Source organism: Gordonia sp. SMJS1 (genome assembly GCF_029866425.1).
In the GTDB taxonomy this organism is placed as follows: domain Bacteria; phylum Actinomycetota; class Actinomycetes; order Mycobacteriales; family Mycobacteriaceae; genus Gordonia; species Gordonia hongkongensis.
In genome coordinates this window covers 23262-43330 of record NZ_CP123382.1, presented here as the reverse complement: position 1 = coordinate 43330, position 20069 = coordinate 23262, and the positions used below count along the sequence as shown (strand labels likewise).

General features: G+C 64.5%; 16 protein-coding genes. 12 read left to right on the top strand and 4 right to left on the bottom strand.

The genetic code is table 11. The features are described from left to right. Positions 1-3138: 3138 nt before the first annotated feature. Positions 3139-3927 carry an IS21-like element helper ATPase IstB gene (gene istB, locus QAD21_RS23945; RefSeq protein ID WP_062394395.1) on the bottom strand — a complete coding sequence of 263 codons (789 nt, stop codon included), beginning with the start codon at positions 3925-3927 and terminating at the stop codon, positions 3139-3141. Continuing rightward, complete coding sequence (istA, locus tag QAD21_RS23940) at positions 3924-5435, bottom strand: IS21 family transposase (protein ID WP_119699221.1); 1512 nt, start codon at positions 5433-5435, stop codon at positions 3924-3926. Before istA ends, istB begins: the two co-directional genes overlap by 4 nt. Positions 5436-7712: 2277 nt before the next feature. Here istA and QAD21_RS23935 point away from each other — a divergent pair. Together QAD21_RS23935 and QAD21_RS23930 are read left to right on the top strand one after the other, a co-directional pair. Beyond that, entirely contained in the window at positions 7713-8684 is a 972-nt protein-coding gene (locus QAD21_RS23935) for a ParA family protein (protein WP_280362060.1), read from the top strand. A 227-nt stretch (positions 8685-8911) separates the two neighbouring features. Continuing rightward, positions 8912-9262 carry a hypothetical protein gene (locus QAD21_RS23930; protein ID WP_280362058.1) on the top strand — a complete coding sequence of 117 codons (351 nt, stop codon included), beginning with the start codon at positions 8912-8914 and terminating at the stop codon, positions 9260-9262. A gap of 489 nt (positions 9263-9751) precedes the next feature. Here the strand turns inward: QAD21_RS23930 and QAD21_RS23925 are convergent, their stop codons facing one another. Then, the gene (locus QAD21_RS23925; RefSeq protein ID WP_280362056.1) at positions 9752-10447 is read right to left on the bottom strand and encodes a hypothetical protein; all 696 of its coding nucleotides are present in this window, start codon (positions 10445-10447) and stop codon (positions 9752-9754) included. A gap of 746 nt (positions 10448-11193) precedes the next feature. Here QAD21_RS23925 and QAD21_RS23920 point away from each other — a divergent pair. The 7 genes from QAD21_RS23920 to QAD21_RS23890 all read left to right on the top strand — a co-directional run bounded on the left by QAD21_RS23920 (position 11194) and on the right by QAD21_RS23890 (position 17008). After that, the gene (locus tag QAD21_RS23920) at positions 11194-12840 is read left to right on the top strand and encodes a cutinase family protein (protein ID WP_280362054.1); all 1647 of its coding nucleotides are present in this window, start codon (positions 11194-11196) and stop codon (positions 12838-12840) included. Positions 12841-12985: 145 nt separating this feature from the next. Beyond that, a complete protein-coding gene (locus QAD21_RS23915) occupies positions 12986-13510 on the top strand; it encodes a hypothetical protein (protein ID WP_014928866.1) in 525 nt (174 codons plus the stop codon). Continuing rightward, positions 13507-14355 carry a hypothetical protein gene (locus QAD21_RS23910; protein WP_280362052.1) on the top strand — a complete coding sequence of 283 codons (849 nt, stop codon included), beginning with the start codon at positions 13507-13509 and terminating at the stop codon, positions 14353-14355. Before QAD21_RS23915 ends, QAD21_RS23910 begins: the two co-directional genes overlap by 4 nt. 146 nt (positions 14356-14501) lie before the next feature. Continuing rightward, positions 14502-15740: a hypothetical protein gene (locus QAD21_RS23905; protein ID WP_348534525.1), complete on the top strand. Its 1239-nt coding sequence runs from the start codon at positions 14502-14504 to the stop codon at positions 15738-15740. Between the two features lie 5 nt (positions 15741-15745). Further along, positions 15746-16378: a hypothetical protein gene (locus QAD21_RS23900; protein ID WP_280362048.1), complete on the top strand. Its 633-nt coding sequence runs from the start codon at positions 15746-15748 to the stop codon at positions 16376-16378. Positions 16379-16422: 44 nt separating this feature from the next. Further along, complete coding sequence (locus QAD21_RS23895) at positions 16423-16713, top strand: hypothetical protein (RefSeq protein WP_280362046.1); 291 nt, start codon at positions 16423-16425, stop codon at positions 16711-16713. Positions 16714-16738: 25 nt separating this feature from the next. After that, positions 16739-17008, top strand: a complete 270-nt coding sequence (locus tag QAD21_RS23890; protein ID WP_068971308.1) for a hypothetical protein — start codon at positions 16739-16741, stop codon at positions 17006-17008. Between the two features lie 19 nt (positions 17009-17027). Here QAD21_RS23890 and QAD21_RS23885 read toward each other — a convergent pair whose 3' ends face one another. Next, positions 17028-17153, bottom strand: a complete 126-nt coding sequence (locus tag QAD21_RS23885) for a hypothetical protein (protein ID WP_280362045.1) — start codon at positions 17151-17153, stop codon at positions 17028-17030. Between QAD21_RS23885 and QAD21_RS23880 the strand changes: the two genes are divergently transcribed. From QAD21_RS23880 to QAD21_RS23870, 3 genes are read left to right on the top strand one after another with little or no spacing between them, the layout of a single operon-like run. Further along, a complete protein-coding gene (locus QAD21_RS23880; RefSeq protein WP_280362043.1) occupies positions 17152-17628 on the top strand; it encodes a hypothetical protein in 477 nt (158 codons plus the stop codon). The genes QAD21_RS23885 and QAD21_RS23880 overlap by 2 nt on opposite strands. Before the next feature lie 5 nt (positions 17629-17633). Then, the gene (locus tag QAD21_RS23875) at positions 17634-18533 is read left to right on the top strand and encodes a hypothetical protein (protein ID WP_280362041.1); all 900 of its coding nucleotides are present in this window, start codon (positions 17634-17636) and stop codon (positions 18531-18533) included. Beyond that, on the top strand, positions 18527-20032 hold the full coding sequence (locus QAD21_RS23870; protein ID WP_280362039.1) for a hypothetical protein: 1506 nt from the start codon (positions 18527-18529) through the stop codon (positions 20030-20032). The genes QAD21_RS23875 and QAD21_RS23870 overlap by 7 nt, the downstream gene beginning before the upstream one ends. Positions 20033-20069: the final 37 nt, after the last annotated feature.

Below are 20069 nucleotides of genomic sequence, written 5' to 3'. Positions count from 1 at the left end.
TCACGCGGAGTCCTGATGATCGCGGTGACACCTAAGCAGCGTTACTTGTTTGCATGTGACTACGCACCAACGAACGAGCCGACGGATAGTCGACCTTTCCGTTGGGCCGCGTCGGGAACCGCCCATACCTTGTCCGCGAGGGCGCTGCGATTGGCAGTGCGATCGCTTGTGGATCCGTTGCCACTTTGCCCGGACCTCGATACCTTCGCTTCCCTCTTTGCTTTCGCCAGCGAAGTTCTTCATCCCACCAGTCCCGAACCAGTCGATCGACAAGATGGCTCTGTGCCCGTCGGACCATTGCGCCGTAAGATCCGAATGCGACGGCTACTTCGTCCCACCTATTTCTGGAGGGAGTCAGTAGGTTCAGCTCCCTGAAGTAGCGAAGCCACGCACGGACGCACCGGCTGGAGTAACCCGTGGCACTCACAAGACCGATCACGGATACGTGACCACCCTGCCAGGCTGCGTGGATCCTCTCGGCGATTCCGCCTAAACCTCCTCGCCAAACCCAGATGTCGTGGTGGGCATGGTGGAGGCGCAGGGTGGAGTTGGCAAACGGGGGGGCGTGTTTCCCCTTGTGTTGCAGCTGTGTCATACGCAACATGTGCGAGCTCCCAAGTTGCCGACTCTGTCCCCTGCGCCTCAGCGACTCGTCTGATCCAACCTTCTGCCTGGAGGCGGTGGAGTGCCCTCGATGCCGTTGCGGCGTGAACGTTAGCGGCTTCGGCTAGCCGGCGAACGTCGATGTTCACGGTCGTTGTGTGCGCCTGAGCGCACACAACGAGGAGGCTGTGCAGGACCCGTTCAGCACTGGCCCACCCCTTCCGTGCCCAAGTTGCGGGATCTGAGTTCGCTGCAGCGAAGACAGCCTCAATGTGAGTGCGGACTGGGTCGTCGACGGTGTGGTCGCCTTGCGCTCTCGGCCACGCTGTCTCGGCAGCAGTGCGCAGTGCTTTGTGCCACTGCGTGAGGGCGTGCGCCTCGTTCTGGCGGAGGTCTTCGCGCAAGCGGACGAGTCCAGGCTTGTGCAGATGTTGAAGCACATCAGTCCAGCACCAACGCTAGCGGCCATCCCGAGCATGATCGACCACGCGTGTGCCGAGCGATCGTCGGCGGCTGTGAGCCGCGTGGCTAGGCGCTCAGCCGTAGTTGTGGATAGTTCGGTTCGCGCGCGATCAACCCGTGTGGCAGGCCCCTGCCCGACCAGACGTAGGCCGATAGTCGTAGTTCGCTGCGTGGAGTTTTGCCGCGCGGTTGTTGGGAACCTCGCTATCAGCCACTCAGCTAGGTCGGGTGGCGCCGGCCGAGCCTGCATGTCCCTGACGGCGTTGCCCAGTTCCCGTCCGGTCAATAGTGGGCTCGCGTTTCCGCCCGATCGGTGCACAGACCCGGGGATCCGAACTGCGCCCGACACGGGGTTGGTAAGCGGAGAGATGTCGAGGGTTGGAAGGTGCGCGCGCAGCCTACGAGCAAGGTCGGCGACTTTCTCCGCGGGTATCCCTGGGTCAATGACGCGCACCCAGATGTGCCGCCCTCCTGAGGGCCCCGACTGCACTTGCAGGTGGCTCACACCCAAGTCGGTTAGGACGCCGGTAAGTACGTTGGCATCCACAGCAACGGCCTCGGGACCGTACGGTCCTGCATCCAGGTCGAATGCGAGCAGCGTGTACCGGGAATGGCGGTCCGCTAGATACGTCGCGATAGGCACCGGTGGCATTCGTTCTGGCCATGGTGCTGATCGGTATCTGTGTTCGTTTGTTGCGTCGACACGCACTGTGGAGCGGGGCGACCACTGCCTCCATTCACTCAGCATGTCCACCCACTAGTGGGTGAGTGCTGCGGACGAATGCAGTCGATTCCCCGCGTGTGGTTGTGCGACACGCGGAGCACAGGGATTGCGGGCACTCCTAGAGGGCGCACGCTACCCTGAGATCTGTCCGGCAAGACAGTCCCTTCGGGGATGGGCGAGAGCCCGTGAGACCGAGCTGGTAACTCAGTCTCGAAACTTCAGATCAAGGACCCTCCGACTGGTAATCGGGGGGTCCTTGTGTTGGACCTCGCGCGTTATTTAGATGTCAGCGTTCGGAAGGTTCGGAGGCTCCCTTCTGGGTTGGCGATGCTAGGCGCGCAGCGCGAAGGTGGCGCAGGGTAGGAAAGATCTGGTTCGCGTCAAAGGCGTGGCACCGGCGTTGATCGACCGTCGTCGGGAGTAGGGACCGATCGTGGTGCTGGGCTGAAGAACTGCGCAAGCTCGAGCACGATCTTCCGCAGGGATGATCGAGCCGCGGTGCAGTGGCCACGCTAGGACCGGCGCTACCTGCGCGTCCTGCAGTCATCACACCCCCCTTGTTGGCTCGAATCACATCGGTGTAATTGTATGAGCGCGAATTCCGCGCGATTTTATGTTGGTGCTGGACGGCGGGTCAGGGGACATCGAGTAGGGCGGTACTCTCATCTCCGCAGGTCACGGGCGTTGTTCGGCTGTATTTTCGCGCGAATTTATGCCACACTGGGTGGATGGATCGGTCCGCTGACGGCCGGCGTGGGCGCCTTGGCGCACCCACGCCAGTTCCGGCAGCTATCGAGAACCGGTCGACCAAAGCTCCGGTAGTGACGGCGTACTGCGCTGACCCGCAGTGCCGAAAGGAGTTTCGTAGGACCGCGGGTCGTGGTCGGCCTCGGATCTATTGCTCGGATGCCTGCCGGCGCTCCGCCGAGAACGCCGCTCGACGAATTTCCGCGCAACTTCAGCATCATCGCGAGATGGCGCAGATGCTCGAACGCGACCTTGCGGCGTTCGATTCGTCCGCGTCACCCAAGTCCACCCCGGAGCCCTCGTCAGTCGCTGGCTTAGACACAGCCGTTGCCCGCGCGGAAGGTGTGCTCCTGGGGCTTTCAGACGGGAGTGTTTTGGCAAGCGAGTTCACTCGCTTGCTGGACGCAGTTCGTGCTGCGCAGCCCTCGCAGCAGCAACATCGAGCGGGCTAACCGGCAGGCAATCGACAAGCCGTCGGCCTGTCGGTAGAAGCGGCACTGACTGAGTCACAGGCGCGCCTCAAGCGGGCCATCAGCTGTCAACGGCCAGTTTGATGTCCCCGCTGGTGGCCAGGTAAAAGTCCCCACCCTGTGCGGGATGTTCTAGGTCGGTGGCACCTCCGTTCGGTGTGTCATGCGGTAGGAGTCGCCGTCGGTGATGACGATGGTGGCGTGGTGCAGGAGCCGGTCGAGGATGCTGGCGGCGGTGGTGTGTTCGGGCAGGAATCGTCCCCATTGTTCGAAGGGCCAGTGGCTGGCGATCGCGAGAGATCGGCGTTCGTAGGCGCCGGCGACGAGCCGGAACAGCAGTTGGGTGCCGGTGTCGTCGAGCGGGGCGAATCCGATCTCGTCAAGGATGAGCAGATCTTGGCGCAGCAGGGTGTCGATGGTTCTGCCGACGGTGTTGTCGGCCAGCCCGCGATACAGGGTCTCCACGAGGTCGGCGGCGGTGAAGTACCGCACTTTGTGTCCGGCGTGCACTGCGGCGATCCCCAACCCGATCAGGGTGTGACTCTTACCCGTCCCGGCAGGGCCGATCAGGGCGACATTATGTTGCGCCCGAACCCATTCCAGTGAAGACAGGTATTCGAAGGTATTGGCCGGAATAGAGGATGCGGCCACGTCGAACGATTCCAAGGTTTTGGTGACCGGGAACCCGGCAGCTTTTAGTCGGTTGCGGATGTTGGAGGCATCACGAGCGGCGATCTCGGTTTCCACCAGGGTTCGCAGTACTTCTTCGGGTGTCCACCGCTGGGTTTTCGCGGTGAGCAGGACCTCGGGTGCGCTGCGGCGGATCGAGGCCAGTTTCAATCGGCGTAGCGCGTGATCGAGGTCGGCCGGTAGCGGCGGCACTGTCTGAGGTGCAACGGGTGTCGATGTTGTGGTGGTCATGACACCTCCTTGTCGCCGGCGCCCAGCTTGTAGGCATCCAGCGAGCGGGTGGGCGCGGTAGGCAGGTGACCCAACAGTGCTGTGCCGGCCGGTCGCGGGTTGGGGGTGCCGGCTCCGGCATCGAGGATCGAGCGCACATCGGCGGCCTTGAACCTCCGGAACGCCACCGCCCTGGTCAGAGCGGTGAGCACCTGTTCGCGGCCGTGGGAGGTGACGAGCCCGAGGATGTCATCGAGTTCACCGCCCAGGCGGGTGTTCCCGATGGCCGCGGCACCGACCAGGAACTGCTCAGCAACCTCACCGAGATCGCAGAACTGTTTCTCTACCGCAGTTTTGGGCCGTGGTGCACGACTGGGCGGGGTGCGTGGCCCCCCGTAGTGATCATCGTTGAGGACGACCTCACCAGGTGCGGCCAACAGATGATCGGCGACCACCTCACCGGAGGCAGGTTCGGCGATCAGGAGCCGCTCACCGTCCTGGATGAGGGTCACGGTGGTGCCGATGAGCCGGTTGGGTACCGAGTAGCGGGCCGAGGCGTACCGGATACACGAGAGGCGATCGACCTTACGGGTGACCGGCGGTGGACCGACCTGGGCCCGCAGAGACGGCAACGGGCTCAATGTGTCTCGTTCGATCGTGAGTTGGTCAGCAGGCACGCACAGTGTGTCGCTGTGACGGCGGGTGTTGACCTCGACACACCAGTCCCGCGCGGCCCGGTTCGCTGCGTGCACATCCAGCTGCACGTCGTCACGACCAGCAGCGATCTTGGCTTCGGTCCACAACGGCTGCGCCAGATCCGACTGCGCGTACCCGCAGAGGTTCTCCACGATCCCTTTCGATTCCGGATCGGCGCCGTGACAGAAGTCCGGGGAAAACCCGTAGTGGGTGGCAAACCGCACATACGTGGGGGTGGGTACGACGACGTTGGCGACGACTCCACCTTTGAGGCAACCCATCCGATCAGCGAGTACCTTGTTGGGCACTCCACCGATCTCTTCCAACGCCTCGGCGATGAATCCGAGTGTGGTGGTGGATGTTTCGTTGGTGGCGAACCGAACGAACCGCCACCGCGAGAACGCCAACACCGCGCAGAACATGTGCAGCCCGCCGATTACGGCCCAATCGATGACCAGGTAGTCACCCGGAGCCCACACCGCCGGGCGGCGGCCACGATGATGATCACGGCGCCACTGTGTTTTCTCCTGGGCGACGAGACGACGGAAGTTGCGGGCCGAGCCCTCATAGCCCGCGGCACGTGCTACCGGCAGCAGTCGCTTGGCGGTGATCCGGCCGTGTGACCGCTCGACTCGCTCAGCGACCAACTCGGCGACCGCATCGTAGTTGCGGGCCCGTTCCTTGCGGTCGGGTGGTTGATCGTCGGCCTCGAACCGGTCGACCACACGCTTGACGGTCTTGTGGGTGGTGCCGCACACCTCGGCTGCGGCGCGATAGCTTCCGAGTTCTCGGTAAGCAGAAATGATGTCCATACGGTCCTTCGCAGACTTCAATGGAACTCCCAGGCGGTGATGGTGATCGGTTGGCACCTTCACCGTCATCGCCTGGGCCCTCAGTTCCGGGTCGACACGACGAACACAGGGTGGGGACTTTTATCTGGCCACCAGCGGGGACCTCGACCTGGCCACCAATGGGGACTTTCTCATGGCCATGGACATCAGCAGTAGTTCGCCGTTTGGGTCAGAAAAATCTACTCCGCCGCGGTTCTCCGCTCCCCCACCGGCCTGCGGTGCCGGTCGAGAGCCAGCGCTGACTACAGCTTTCGGTTCACGACAGCATTTAAGCACCGTTGACCTGCGCAAATCGAAACTGCCTCCCAGTTTCCCGCAGAACGACGAAAATGAGTTGTCCTAACCCTTAGGGCCAGAATGGGTGACAGCTCGTCACGGTGCGATCTGGAGCCATTTACGTAAGTCTGCCGTCTCAGCGCGATTGCCAGGACTCCCGTCAGTCGCACTAAGCGTTCATTCTTGCTTCTCAGCCCCAACGGGACGTCGATACGGCGATGGCCCACCTTCAGAGTCGAACATCTCCCGCCGGCCCATACGGCCGACGGGTGTTATCGGGTTGGTGACGACGTCGGCTCAGTTCTCGGAACCCTACCGCAGCCTTCACTCAAGGAGTCTCCCGAAGTGCCGAGAGCCTGGTGGCATTGGGCCTAGCGGCCGAACTTGAGGGGCCGGCGGCGACACCGGTGCCTTCCGGGGGAGTGACGTAGGGGGCGTGACATAGACGAACTCGGTGATCTACGTAGAGCACGGGTTGTAGGTGCCCGCCTGAGCTGCCGCATGTAGTTGTGGCGCTGGTTCCCCGGTCAGCCATCAGGTAATCCTAGGTCAGCCCGGCTCAGTTGTGGACCCACAAGAGCGGCCGATGTTCGTTTGGTGACCCAACAAGGGGTCCGCCCGGCCAATCCACAGAGTTCAAGGAACGCTGTTACATGTTCGTGGATGGATGCGTCGAGGTAGACCAGCGATCGAGCAAGGCGGACGCCAGCCCCTAGTCATCGTTGGTGGGATGAAATTCGTCGTGAACGCGCTGCGCTGTGGTCTCATGTCTTTATGTCTTTGTGCGCCCGTGTCGCGGATGGTCAAACCCGCCCCACCGGGTCAGGTCACGCGGACGCGCAAGTCTGTGCGGGGGCCGCTACGTTGAGCTGTCGGCTCACAAGCCACTCGGCCGACAGCCGAGCTGCGTGGCTATGCCACCCGGTGCCTTGGTCTTCCAAGGGTCTAGTCGAGAGCGCGAACCTCTCTCGGGCGCAGACACGATGCTTCTGTTCGCCCTGGGTGTCGCATCCGCGATCCTGGTATCTGACTTTCGTTCCCCGCAATGTGGTTACCGACCGGTCCGATGGCGAGTGCCGTGCGCACAAACGTCCTGTTCGCCTCGTAATAATGCACGCATTACTTCGCACTTCAATGCACGCAGCCACGCGACCAGTGCAGTCGACGAGACCGTCTAGATGATGCGCGACAACACTGTGGTCACCGAGCTACGCCCTGCGTCCCGCAACAGGCCCCCTAACACGGACTACCACACTCGAGGAAGTGCCACCTCGTTGGTTGCTGCCCGGACCTTCCGCGTTAATGGGCGCCACGAGTCGAACCGCACGCCGCCATATACGTTCTTACGTCTACCGGGACGTACCTTGCACTTGTCGGCGCGCCATACATATAGCGTGAAGCACCGCACCGATGCACGGGATGAGCCTCAGCGTCCTTACCCCCATACGCTGAGCTGTACCACCGCACGTACCCACTCGACTACGAGAGACCACGTCGCACTCAATACAAGGTGCTGTGAAGTGCTACGTACTGCGATGCTTGCGGACGCTCGCAAGGCGGGCTACGCGGCGCAGAGCACTCATGTCCGCAGGCACCGCCATATCTCGTCCCACGTTGCGAGCGTTGTGCGTCAAAATGTTTTCCTGTCTACCGGCTCCGCTGATGCGATACATGTAGATCGATGTACACACCGAACTAATGAACACATACCCGTGCGCAGTGATGGCAGCTCTGCCTAATCAGTTATGTCTATACGCAACGCATGACGTAGATGCTGCCCGCCGACCAAAGACATCGTCATCGTTAACGCCTCGATCATCGCCGATCTCAAGTAAGTATCTGTGACGTCGCGCATGCGAGACCTCGCGGTAGAACGCAAGGTCGTCCGTAGCGTGTCGTACACCGCGCGAACCGATGTGCGCTGTTATCCTCTGCGCATAGCGGACCCCAAAGCGCCCGGCAGGTACTGCCTTCCTGCGGTCCATGCGCACCACCCCATTGGAGGACTCAGTGCAACACCTATCTCAACCCGCACTGTCTCGGGTTGTCACGATCGCAAACGGCAAGGGTGGCGTCGGTAAGACGTCCACGGCGACAAATGTCGCTGGTTTGGCCGCTGCCGCCGGCTGGCACGTCCTGTTCATTGAGCTCGATCCGCAGGGCAACGCGGGACGCGACCTAGGCTACGAGATCGATGGGTCCGGGGATTCGGGACAACAAATCTTTGACGCGATCATGCAGGAGAAGGCACTACGACCCAGTCTTGTCAACTACCGACCCAATTTGGACGTACTTCCGGGTGGGAGCAGACTCGACGACCTGGAAGCGATACTGATCGGACGTTCTCAGCGTTCGCCAGGTTCACACAGGCAACTTGCAGATGCGTTAACTCCCATCGCAGCTGACTATGACCTCATAATTATCGATACCCCACCTACACGACCCCATCTTCTACGGTTGGCGCTGGCTGCGACACGTTGGATCGTCATCCCGACGAAACCGGACGACTCGAGCATTGATGGCCTGCAGAAGCTCGCTGACGAAATGGTTAATGCCAGGTCAACAAACCCCGACATCGAGGTCCTGGGCGCCGTGCTATTCGGCATCGAGGTCGCTGCGAAAGCCATTCGTAGAGAGGCGCGAGCCAAGCTAGACGCAGCGCTAGGAGGAGTGGCCCCGCTGTTCAATTCCGTTGTGCGCCATAGCACCATGACCTCGGTTCAGGTACGGGAGAAGGGTTTGCTCGCCCACGAGCTGGCCGAGCAAGTTGACAACGCCGAGCCGTACTGGAAGGCCCTCAAGGAAGGCAGACGGCCCGACCGTGTGCCAGGCACCGCGCCGTCTCTCGCTGAAGACTACGTCCTCCTCGCCCAGGAGATCCTCCAGGAGATCGACCGACGCGAGACCGAGCAAGATTCCTCCGCAGAGCCGACACACGAAGGAGCACCTGCCTGATGGCCACCGATCGCAAGCCTGTAGCCGGTCTCGCGAGGACCGACAGCGTCCCGGGGCCGCCGCCCCGTAGGCCATCTGCTCCTGCCGCAGCACCAGCGGCGATCCCAGCTGTACCCGACGGCCCAGCGCTACCGCACGATCGACCGCAACCGGCGGCGTCCACTCGGCCTGTCTCGCGAGGTACCCGACGCCCGAAACGCGTCGAAACCCGCCCAGACGAGATGCTGGTGTCAGTCACCCTGTCGCTTCCCACGCCACTCTGCACAGCCACCAAGGCGCACAACAAGCAGAACGAAACAACCATCGCCGGGACATTGATGGACGCGATTGTCGCCAATCACGACCGCTTGCCGGCGTTAGTAGAGAAGCTCAAACGCCAGCACCACGACGATGGGCTGTTCGTACGAATCGAAGCCAGACCCGAAGAGGAGCGATCTTCCCTGACGTTCCGGATGCTAGGTCGCAACCTGACTGTCATCGACCGCTTGGTTGTCGAAGTCGGTGCCGAGAATCGCTCGCAGCTGTGCAGGGCAGCTCTAGAAGCCCACCTCCAGTCTGAATCAGTGGATTCAGAGTAAGCCGGTACGCCCAACCCCTCGGACGGTTCATCCCTGCCGGCCGGTAAGGCGGTTCGCAGGCACGAGCTGCACACCCAAACCCCGCGGCGTCGCAGCAGTCACGCGGGTAGGGGCGACCGGTCTGCGCGATCAACGCAGTTCGATAGGCGAGGGTCGACGATGAGCGTCTAAGGTCTGTAGACGTAACTAAACGACGCAACGGTCACGCAGGGGATTGCCAAACCGTACCGCCGCGGGCGAGCCTCGGATTCGCCCGCGTTCCACGGACGCGCAGGGTGTCTACTCTTTATTTCGGTCTAATATCGGTGTACCTTCGGTTTGCCACCACCAATGGCGTCTTGTGGCGCGACGCAATGAACAAGAACTGCGCGGCCTAAAGACTGGTCTTGCCGGATAGTGCTCTCGGGTCGGGTTGGAGGCTGTATTAGACCAACCCGGCCCGCAGGGCCACCGAACCTAGCAACGCATGAGAAGACCACCAACTCCATGTCAGTCAACCTGCTCTGACTGACTCGCTACGAACTCAGCGAAACGCGTTTCGTATCGCCGAGCCTGAGGCATCGACATCGAGTAACCGGCGAGCCACCTCAAGTAGTTGAGGTCATCGCTGTCTGAGGCGGACTCGCCTTCCGGCGGTGGCATTCGCAGATGATCGTCAAGAACGAGGATCAGATCAGCGAGAGTGCCGTCACGACGCGCTATTTCTGCCTGCCTGATTATCCACGCTCGGGTCAATCTGTCGGTCGCATGACGAAGATTCGACACCACAACGCGCTGGTCCTCGTCGAGCGAAGGCGACAGGTCATCGACAGCGCGCACCTTCCGAGCCAGTTCGGCCAGCGCGTCGGTTCGAATGAACACTCCGTAGACAGAGGGCGTCAGGGGACGTGTGGGGCGAGAAGAGATCGGGTCATTCGTGCCCGCGGCCAGATCGATCGTGGGCTCGTCTCGCAGAGGTATCGGGTCTCCCCCCTCGAAAGCGCGGGCGGCGCTTCCCGCGGACCACCGCAGCGGAGCGTCCAGCTTGCTCAACGTGACGAACCGCGGCTTAGCCATCAAACCTTGCTCGAGGCGTCGCACAGTCGCGTCACTCGGCCCGCCGGCGAGGCTTATGTCGGCTTGCGACAATCCCAGTTCTTGCCGGCGCCGCTGCACGAGGCGCCCAAAGCGCAAAGCATCGGCCACACCCGCACTCTAAGCGCCGTGGACCCGTTCCGGGGCAGCCCCCTCCCCAAATGTCACTAGTGCATGGCTATCGTCGGTTTACATTCGGTTTAGCATCGGGTTATAGTTCGGACTGGCGGTCGGATCATGAGGGCCGTTTGTAGGGTTGAGCCGCCGATTGAGCAGCTTATGCACTGGAGATACACATGCACAGCAGTTAGACACAGGGTCTCAGACTACGAGTTTGACCCCGGCCCGAACGCTGCACAGTTTGGCGACTCGAACGGCGTCGGGACCGGGTGTGAATACCAGCTCGATGCGGTATGGGCGGGCATCGAGGCCGTCGTTGCTCAATTTACCTGCGGGTATGCACTGCCAACGGCCGTCTGGGTGGACTGCTTCTTACAGCTTCGAGGAAACCCTTGGAGTGAAGGAACTCGCATGACGAACCTTCTTGAGCCCGATCCTAGTGGGCCAGATTGGTCTGGGCGTGTTGCTGTCGACTTTCGATCGATGGCACGGCTCCCAGGCTCCGGAGAGGGACGGTCAGATTGCCGTCGAACAGTCCCTCTCCGGAGTGGTGGTTGGCGACTACGCGCGAGCGCGATTGATTTGCCGTCGAACGGCTCGCGCGTTGTCACCCGAGGAGACAGCTCCCTGTCTGTCGATGGGGGGCTGTCCCGGTGACCAGTGTAGAGATGCATCGTTCTGTCCAGAGGGGGGGACAGGAGTCGCGACATTCGATCTGGGCGGCGACCTTGGCAGTCATGGCGACGGCCGTCATCGCCCTGGCCAATGTCGGGGTCGGGAACGTGTCTGCCGCGCCGGCGCAGCCGGGGGGCTGCCCTGGTCTGATGGTGTATGCGGTGCAGGGCACCGGCCAGTCGTCGCCAGACGCCGATCCGTCGAAGGATGCGGGCTTCCTGTCCCAGGTTCTGCACCCGGCGGTCACGGCCGCACGCGGGGATATGGACCGTGCGTATGTGCCGTATGACGCCGGCTTCGGTGGTGCTGTAGCTGGCGGAAAGGTCCCGTACGAGCAGTCGGTTCAGGGCGCGGTCGCCAAGACGCTGTCCTGGATCAAAGAGAAGGCCGCCGCGTGCCCGGCCACGAAGTTCGGTCTGGTCGGCTACTCCCAGGGCGCTCACGTCACCCGAATTGTGTTGAACGACATCGTTGGTGGCAAAGCAGCGATCGGCGCCGACAAACTGGCGCTGCTGGCCAACCTCGGCGATCCCGGCCGTCCCGAAGGGGCCTCGTTGTTCCCTGGCAAGCCGGGACAGACTTCTCCCGACCCTGTGCCGGGAACCAGTGGCGCGAACGTGTCCAAGGTCGTGGCGGTGTCGACGACCAACGCACCGGGCGGCGGTATCGCTCCGGTCGGCGATGTCGAGGACACGTCGTACCAGGCCATCGCGGGACGCTATCTGTCCGCGTGCACGCCCGGCGACCTCGCCTGCGATGCCCCGGCGAACGCACCGCTGGCGCGGTTGGTCACCAACATCGCGGGTCAATCGGAACTCAACCCGGACGATCCGATCGGGTCGTTATCGACGATCGCCGAAGCGCTGGCATTGACCGCAGTGAAGACCGCGGTGCCGGTGGTCAATGAGGATGTCCAGGCGCCGGAGAACAACCTCGAATCCGTGAGTTATCAACCGCGACAGACGTTGTCAGAGCGGTTGGCCGTGGCCTCAGACCCTCGTACGCCGTTGCCGAGTGTCCAGGACGCGTTGTCGGCGGTGATCAAGGTGGGCACGATCGGGTTCAACGCGGTGAAGACCGTTGTGCAGACAGTCGCGACCCCGAGCACCATCGCCGCGATCGCTACTGCGGGTGCCGCGAATCCACTGGCCATCGTCGGCATTCTGGGCGCAAAGCTGGGCCAGGCAGCGGTTACGCTGGTTCCACCGGCAACGCAGAAACGCCTTGTCTCTGAGGCTTTTACTGCGTTCAAGTCCGAGTTTCAGGCGAACTCCGACCTGTTCAAGGTGTCGTCGCTGTTGAAGTACTGGGATGCCGCCAAGCAGCACACGTCGTACTCGCAGGTGTCGGCGACACCGACGGGCCAGCCCCCGACGAAGCTGATCGGGGATTGGATCGTGGCGGCCGCGCGCGACATCGCAGGCAAGGACGGCGGGTCGTCGAACTCGTCCGGTAGCGGCAGCGGCAGCGATGACTTTTCGTGGCTGTTCGGCGAGGGGTCCGGTTCGTCGACTCTTCCATCGTTGACCACGACGTCGTTGCCGCCGAGCGCTGCGACGTCGGAACCGGCGTATCCGTGGGAGCTCGACACTTCGTCACCATCGGCTCCGGCCGAGACCGTTCCCTCGGGGTCCTCACAGGTCCCGCAATCCACACCTCCTGGCGGCGCGTCCGGCCTTCCGCCGTTCCTCAGCGGGGCCTCGCAATGAGTCTGACCGTCCTCTCGGCCAGCCCTTCCCGTGTGTGCGGGCGCGGGTTGTGCCGCGCTTGTGGTGGTGGTCGAACCACCACCTCCAGCTAGACCCTTCCTCTCCACTAGCGCACTCAACGAATCACTCCGGAAGGAGCGAGTACATGTTCAGTGACAGTGCAATCCGGCCCCCGTTCGGGGGACATGCCTCTCACAACCCCGGCCATCCGAACCGTCCCATCAACCCGCAGGGTGGTGAGCCGGCGTGGTTGAGTCCCATCGATCTGATCACCGCAGTCACCGACCCGGCCACGTCGGTGGTCCTGACCGATGAGAACGGCTGCGCGTCGACTCGATGGGGGATGGGCAACGGCCTCAGCATCACGCGGCTCAAAGAGGCTTACGACGAACGGGCGCGGTGCGTACTGCCCGGTGACCGCGGCTACCGCCTCGACGCGAACAGCGTTGTGCTGGTGGTCGGCTCGAACGGCTCGTTGCCGGACGAGCTGCTGGTCGGCGCCACCTACCGCGACGTGTTTGACGACACGCTGCACACCATCGATCCGTTCTCGCTGACCGCGGTCCGGCGCGGTGTGTTCGGCGATGAACATCCCCTGCACTGGCACCTCGCCGCGTGCGATCGCTGGACCCGCGCATACCGCCACGGGAACGAGGTGACGTTCGGATGAGCACTGATTGGCAGAACGACCCTAGCGTGCAGTCCTGGCTGCACAGCACGGATCCTCACTCCGACCAGCTCACCGAGTGGGTTGACGACCCGACGCGCCTCGAGCAGGACATCACAGCAGGGGGCGTTGACCAGGTCGACGACACTTACAGCTACGCCCCACTCGATGACGCTGAATCTGATGACGCCGATTTCGGGGAGGTCGCCGAGCCCGCAGTCGAGGAGCCCCCGCACACCGACACTGTCTATGCCGCAGCGCCATTCACACGAAGTGCGCCCGCTCCGACCCCGGTTCGACGTCGGGACCGCCGGTGGCTGCTGATCGTGGCTGCTGCCGTTGTGGTGGCGGTCATGGGGCTAGTGGCGATCGCAGTCATGATCCGGGGCCTGGTCAGCGGCGGCGGCGAGGACGGCATCACCGATCCGGTTGCTGCGAAGGACACCCCGGACCCGTTCTCCGATGCGGTGGAATGCCCCTCGACCAGTGATGGAGCCACCACTACCGGCCGCGACCCGGGCGACCTGACGTCGGGCCCGAACGTGATCAAAGCGTTCAACTACGCCTACTTCCACTGGCGTTCGGGACCGGCCGCGCGGGCGATGGCCTCGTCCAATGTCGAGGGCATCGGCAGCGCCGTCGATTTGCAGTCGAGCATCGACACGCTCAATCCCCAAGCGCGGTACTGCCTGTCGATTGAGGAGACCGGTTCCAACACCTATCGCGTGGCGGTCACGTTGATCCTGCCCGACGGCACCCGCGACCCCGACCCCGATGTCCAGAACATCACCACCACCCAGATCGGCGAACGCACCTACATCGCGTCTGTCACACGAAACAAGAAATAGAAAGGTCACCCCCTCCCATGTACATCACCTCACTAGCGGTCACGTCTCCGCGGTTCGACACCCCGCCCCGGCGGTCGCGGGCACAACGCCGGCACCGCACCGCCCCACCAGCCACCCCATTCGTCGGGACAGTGCTTGCCGCGCTGATGGTTTCCGGTTCCTTCGGCGCCACCCTCCTGGTCGACAGCCCGGCCGCAGCCTACGAACAGGGCGGTATCGACCAGGGCGAGACCGACGATGGATTCGAGCAGGGTGGGGTCGGCGGTGGTGGCGACGACGCAACCCCACCGGTCGCACCTCCGCAGCAGACTGCGCCGAGCTACAACTACAACCCCGGTCCGGGCGCTATCCCGGCACCGCCCCGGGAAGCGCCATACCGGCCCTACGCCGATCCGCAGGCGTACAACCAGCCCGACTACGACACCGTCTACAACCCGGCGCCGCCGCGGGCCTACACCCTGCCCCGCCCGGTCGCGCCGGTCCGCCCAATTGCCCCGCCCCCGAAGACGTTGCGCGTGGGCAACTTCCTCGTCGAGGAAGACCAGCTCAAACGCGATGCTCCCTGGCTGACCGACCGTCAGCGGGTCTCGATCAACGAGTGGTCGGCCTATGGCGAAGCGAAGATCGCCCAGGGCCTCATCTCGGTCGGGGTTCCCGAGGACGAAGCGTCCCGCCAGGCCGCGGCCACCATCATCGGTGTGGCGCTCGGCGGCACCGCAGGTGCGGTCGCCCTCGGCGTGCCCGCCGCAGTGACCGGCGGTGTCGGTGGTGCGCTGATCGGTACCGGCGTGGGAGCCGTCATCGGGTCGACCATGGTGGTGCCCTTCCCCGGCGCGCACACCGGAACGGGCGCGGCGATCGGTGCGGCCGCCGGTGCGGCGATCGGTGCCGCGGCCCTGGGTATCCCCGCGGCGATCGTCGGCGGTGTGGCCGGTGGAACGGCCGGTGGACTCCTCGCGCACGCCCTTGGTGCCGGAGATCCGGGTGCGAACCCGCGTCAGCCCGGGCTGCCCGGCCAGCCCGACCCGAACCGCCGCGTCCCGCAACCGCCGCGTCCGCAACCGGCTCCGCTGCCCAATCCCGGCGCGAACCAGTTCGAGGTGCATCTGCCCGCCGGCCAAGCCGCCAAAGCTGGTCTGCCCGCAGTGCACTACCAGGTCAACGTCGGTGGTGATGTCAACGCCGAGACCACCATCGGCGGCCAGACCTACACCGCCAACTGGACCGCGGAGCAGGCCGACGCCCCCTACAAGGCACTCGGTGGTGCCGCCGATCAGGTGCGCAAGACCGTCACCGACGCTGCCGTCGACCTGTCCCGGCAGGCGGAGAAGGCCGTCCCGGGTCTCAAGGTCACCTTCCCGCAGCTCACGCCGAAGGGGGCATAACAACGATGGCCGCGAGTGTGGAGACGGTGTCGGTGGCGCACAACGCCGGAGCGATTCGGGGTGCGTCGATTTTGCCGCCGAGCGCGTCGGAGATGTTGGGGCGGCGCACGACACGGTTACCGGCGCATCTGGTGGCGGCCGTGGGCTGTCATGGCGGTGCTGGTGTGTCCACGCTCGCGGCCCAGCTCGAGCATGTCGGCGATTCCGGCCAGTTGTGGCCCGGGCGGGCCGATGAGCCGCCGTTTGCGGTACTCGTTGCGCGGGTATCGGCGCGCGGCCTGGCCGCGGCGTCGCTGGCCGCGCGCCAGTACGCGACGAACAATGCGCCAGCACATGTGCAGCTGCTGGGGTTGGTGCTGGTAGCCGGGCGGAAGGGAAAGCCGACCGCCCGGCTCCGCCGCGATCGCGAATTGCTCGTCGGGTCCGGGCTTTTCGCGCACGTATGGCACGTCGCCTGGCACGACTACCTCGTCGACACCCCGCTCAACGAGTTGCCCTCGACCGGTCCCGACCCGGCCCCAGCGGCGCGGCGCACCGATCCGCGCACCGTCGTCGCCCCTGACATCGCCGCCGTCGGCCAAGGCCTTCGTGACGCCGCAGTCGCGGTGATGTCAGGCGACGCCGGCACAACCCCATAACGGCACAACTCCACAACCTCCACCCTCACGAGAAGGAAGAGATCATGCTCCAGTCCACGCTGGCCTCGGCCAAAGCCACCACCACCTACGTGGCGTTCAACCCCATCCCGATTCCCGGTTTGTCGGACCGGCTCAACACATTCGGCGGGTGGGTCACCTTCCTGGCCTACTTCGCCACCGCCGTGGCGATCGTCGTCGGTGGCGGCTTCATCGCCTTCGACAAGATCACCGACCGCGGTGACAACAAGGGCGTGAAGATCGCGATCGGCGCGGTTGTCGGGACGATGGTGATCGCGGCCAGCGCCACGATCATCCAGGCTGCGGGCGGGCAGTGAGCCGTGCGGACCGAAAGCTACAGCGATGAACACCACCATGACAGTGGCGTACGCGAAACTGCCCGCCGAGGTGATGAACAACATCACCCTGATCGGCGGCTGGTTCGTGTTCGTAGCCAACATGCTCGCACTCGTGCATCTGGTCTTTCTGGGCGCCTCGATCGCGTTCGACAAGGTGCGCGATCATCCACTCGCACAGATCACCGCGGGGGAGTGGTTCACCAAGATCATCTTCGGGGTGTGGGTGGTCGCGATCGCCGGCAACCTCGCTGCGGCGGTGCTGGTCTTCGGCTGATCGCTGCCCTCGTTGCCGCCTACGCGCTGGCCGGGTTGCTGACGGGATGCGGATCAGACCCCGACACCGCCACACCGTCGACGCCGCAACAGATTCCGTTGACGACGCCACCCACCGAGCTGCGATGGGTGGAGTTCAACGGCATGCGCATTCCCCAAGCCGCCGAAGGCCCCACCGAGGTGACAGATGCCGTCGCTCCGGAAGGGTTCGACCGCACACCGCCGGGAGCTGGGCTGGCCGCGGTCAATGCCATCGTGCGTCTCTCGGTAGCGCTCGATGACCAGTGGCCGCAGGTGGTCCGTGAACTCATCGCGCCGGGACAAGCACGAGATGACTTCATCACCAACCGCATTCAGTTGTCGACCACCTCGGGTGTACCCGCTGGTCAGGCCCCGCAGGTGCAGGGCTGGAAACTGACCGCGTTCACCCCCGACAAGACGTCCGTCGACATCTACACCCGGCTGCCGGACGGCTCAATGACGGTCAACCACACCACGGTCGTGTGGGCACCAGCGTTCGGTGATTGGCGGCTGCTGCTGCCCGACGCCGCGGCGGGCGCCTCACCGGTGGACGCGATCACGGCCACGCCGACCGACATGGTCGCACTGACAGGAGCCTAGCCATCATGAGCACCCCTGATCCTCGCGAGGACCTCGGCCGCCTTGCGGCGCTGCACTCACTGCGCCAGTCCGGCGGCTACAAAGGCACCACCCTGGTGCTGTCGCTGCTGGTGTTGACCATCGTCATCGGCATGGCCGTGCTGGTCGCCGTCCGCGGTGACGGTGACGAGTCGTCAACGCAGCCACCGCAGGTCACCGCCACGGACACACCGACGTCGGGTACGCCGCAAACCCCGGTCACCCGGCTGCCCGACGACGCGTTCGGGGTGCCCACCACCGACACCCGCGGCCGCCGGGTGGAAACCCCGACCAACCCGCTCGGCCAGGTCCTCCCGCAGACCACCGATCCCTCGGACACCGATGAGCCTGAGGCTGTGCTCCCACCACCGGAGGGATTGATGTGGCAGCGCGTGTACGGCGCGACGATCCCGTTCTCCACCTCAGATGGTCCGACCGCGATCAGCACAGACGGGGTACCCACCGGGTTTGCTCACACCCCGCAGGGTGCGGCGCTGGCGGCCTGGCAGATCGGCCAGCGGGCCACCTGGGCGCCCGATGACCAGAACGCAGCCCTGCTCGATCGTGCCGCGGTGGTCTCCGCGGCCGCCGAACCCGAAGCCGACAACCTGCGCACCAACGGTGCACAGATCTATGCCGGCAATCCGGGGCTACCCGCGCAGATGCGGGATGTGCCGGTGGCAGTGCGCATCACCACCTACTCATCCGATTTCGCCCATGTCGAGTTCGCGCAGCCGTTGACTCGCGACGACGGCTTCACCGCCATCTCCGTCGGCGTCGACATGGTCTGGCGCGGCGGCCAGTGGAAGTGGGTGGTCCCCGAACCCGGCAACGATCCCAGCCGCCTGCTGATTTCGACCACTGGCGATGGGTGGACCCCATGGTGAACCGCCCCAACAACTCTCACCGTCGCCGCACCCGACGCCATGTGCGTCTGCGCGCTGCCCTGACCGGTCGACGGACCCACGCCCTGGTCGTGGTCGCGCTGATTGTTGCGTCAGTGTCGTCGTGGGCCGGTGCCGGCAGGGCCGCAGCGAACCCGTTGTGTGACGTCGCGGGCTCGTTGAGCCGCGCGGTGTGCGGCGCCGCGGGCAACGCGGCCAGCAATGTGGCCGGCAGTGTGGTCGGCGGGTCGTTCGAGAAGATCGTCAACTCGCTCCTGGAGGGCTACCAGACGATCCTGACGTGGGCGTTGGCGTGGTGGATCAAGCTGCCGAACCCGCAGTTGGACAACAGTTCCTCCCTCATGCAGGAAGTGCACGATCACACCCTGCAAATTCAGATCGTGGGTCTGACGTTCTCGCTGATGTTCTTCGGCCTGCGGATGATGATCGACCGCAAACGCTCCATGGCCGATGACGCTGAGGAGGGCTTCAAACTGATCTTCCGCTCGGCTATGGCCACCGCCGCGATCCCGCTGGCACTGACCGTGGGCGGGCAGATCGCCGACGGCATTTCCAACTGGCTGGTCAGCGAATCAGTGACCGCAGGCGGCGGCAACGGCGATGTCATCAAGAACTTCCTCAAACTCAACTTGCTGACCAACTCCGCGCTGGGCACCACCGCCATCGGCATCTTCGCCCTCGTCGGATTCCTCGGCGCCTTTTTGCAGTTGGCGTTGCTGGTGGTGCGTGAGGCGATGCTGCTGCTGGTCGTCGCCGCGCTGCCGGTGGCCGCGGCGTTCTCCGGCACCGGCCCCGGGTCGCAGAGCTATCAGCGGCTCGTGGCCTGGTCGGTGGCGTTCCTGCTGTTCAAACCCGTCGGCGCGCTGACCTACTTCGTGGCTTTCCGTGCCGGGGCCTCCAAAGACAACGCCCAACAGGTCGTGCTCGGCATGGTGCTGATGATGTTGTGCGCGTTCGTGTTACCCGCACTGATGCGGCTGATTGCCCCTGCTGTGGCGAGCATGGGTGGCGGCGGCTCGGGTGCCGCGGCGGCCGGCGCGGCCATCGGTGCCGGCGTCGCGGCGGGCAAGGTCGCGGCCATGGCTGCCTCGGGCGGGGCGACCGCCGGGGCCAGCGGCGGTGCGGGCGCGGGCGGCATGTCCTCGATCGCCGGTCGCGGCGGCGGTGGACCCTCGGGCGGTATCTCCACGGCATCGGCGCCCTCACCACCACCGCCATCGGGCGGTGGTGGCCCCGGCGCGCAACCCGCCCTCTCCGGCGGCCAGGGCGGACAGGCCAGCTCCGGCGGCGGCGGTGGCGGCGGCGGTCCCACCTCCGGGCTGGGCGACGCGATGGGTTCGGCCGGCGGACTCGCCGGGGCAGCCATGCAAACCGTCGCCGACAGCGTCGAATCCGAAGTCGAATCCACCAGCTCCGACCCGTCACTGAGTAGTCCGCCGCCGATGCGCTCGGGTTGGAACGAACACGCCATGGCGCACTAGCCGCCCACCCCATCTCTCTGACTGTCGAAAGAGGTTG

Coding starts and splice junctions, on each gene's coding strand:
- istB (WP_062394395.1), bottom strand. CDS start 3,927: ATGACCACCACAACATCGACACCCGTTGCACCTCAGACAGTGCCGCCG.
- QAD21_RS23935 (WP_280362060.1), top strand. CDS start 7,713: ATGCGCACCACCCCATTGGAGGACTCAGTGCAACACCTATCTCAACCC.
- QAD21_RS23920 (WP_280362054.1), top strand. CDS start 11,194: ATGGCGACGGCCGTCATCGCCCTGGCCAATGTCGGGGTCGGGAACGTG.
- QAD21_RS23915 (WP_014928866.1), top strand. CDS start 12,986: ATGTTCAGTGACAGTGCAATCCGGCCCCCGTTCGGGGGACATGCCTCT.
- QAD21_RS23910 (WP_280362052.1), top strand. CDS start 13,507: ATGAGCACTGATTGGCAGAACGACCCTAGCGTGCAGTCCTGGCTGCAC.
- QAD21_RS23905 (WP_348534525.1), top strand. CDS start 14,502: ATGGTTTCCGGTTCCTTCGGCGCCACCCTCCTGGTCGACAGCCCGGCC.
- QAD21_RS23900 (WP_280362048.1), top strand. CDS start 15,746: ATGGCCGCGAGTGTGGAGACGGTGTCGGTGGCGCACAACGCCGGAGCG.
- QAD21_RS23895 (WP_280362046.1), top strand. CDS start 16,423: ATGCTCCAGTCCACGCTGGCCTCGGCCAAAGCCACCACCACCTACGTG.
- QAD21_RS23890 (WP_068971308.1), top strand. CDS start 16,739: ATGAACACCACCATGACAGTGGCGTACGCGAAACTGCCCGCCGAGGTG.
- QAD21_RS23880 (WP_280362043.1), top strand. CDS start 17,152: ATGCGCATTCCCCAAGCCGCCGAAGGCCCCACCGAGGTGACAGATGCC.
- QAD21_RS23885 (WP_280362045.1), bottom strand. CDS start 17,153: ATGCCGTTGAACTCCACCCATCGCAGCTCGGTGGGTGGCGTCGTCAAC.
- QAD21_RS23875 (WP_280362041.1), top strand. CDS start 17,634: ATGAGCACCCCTGATCCTCGCGAGGACCTCGGCCGCCTTGCGGCGCTG.
- QAD21_RS23870 (WP_280362039.1), top strand. CDS start 18,527: ATGGTGAACCGCCCCAACAACTCTCACCGTCGCCGCACCCGACGCCAT.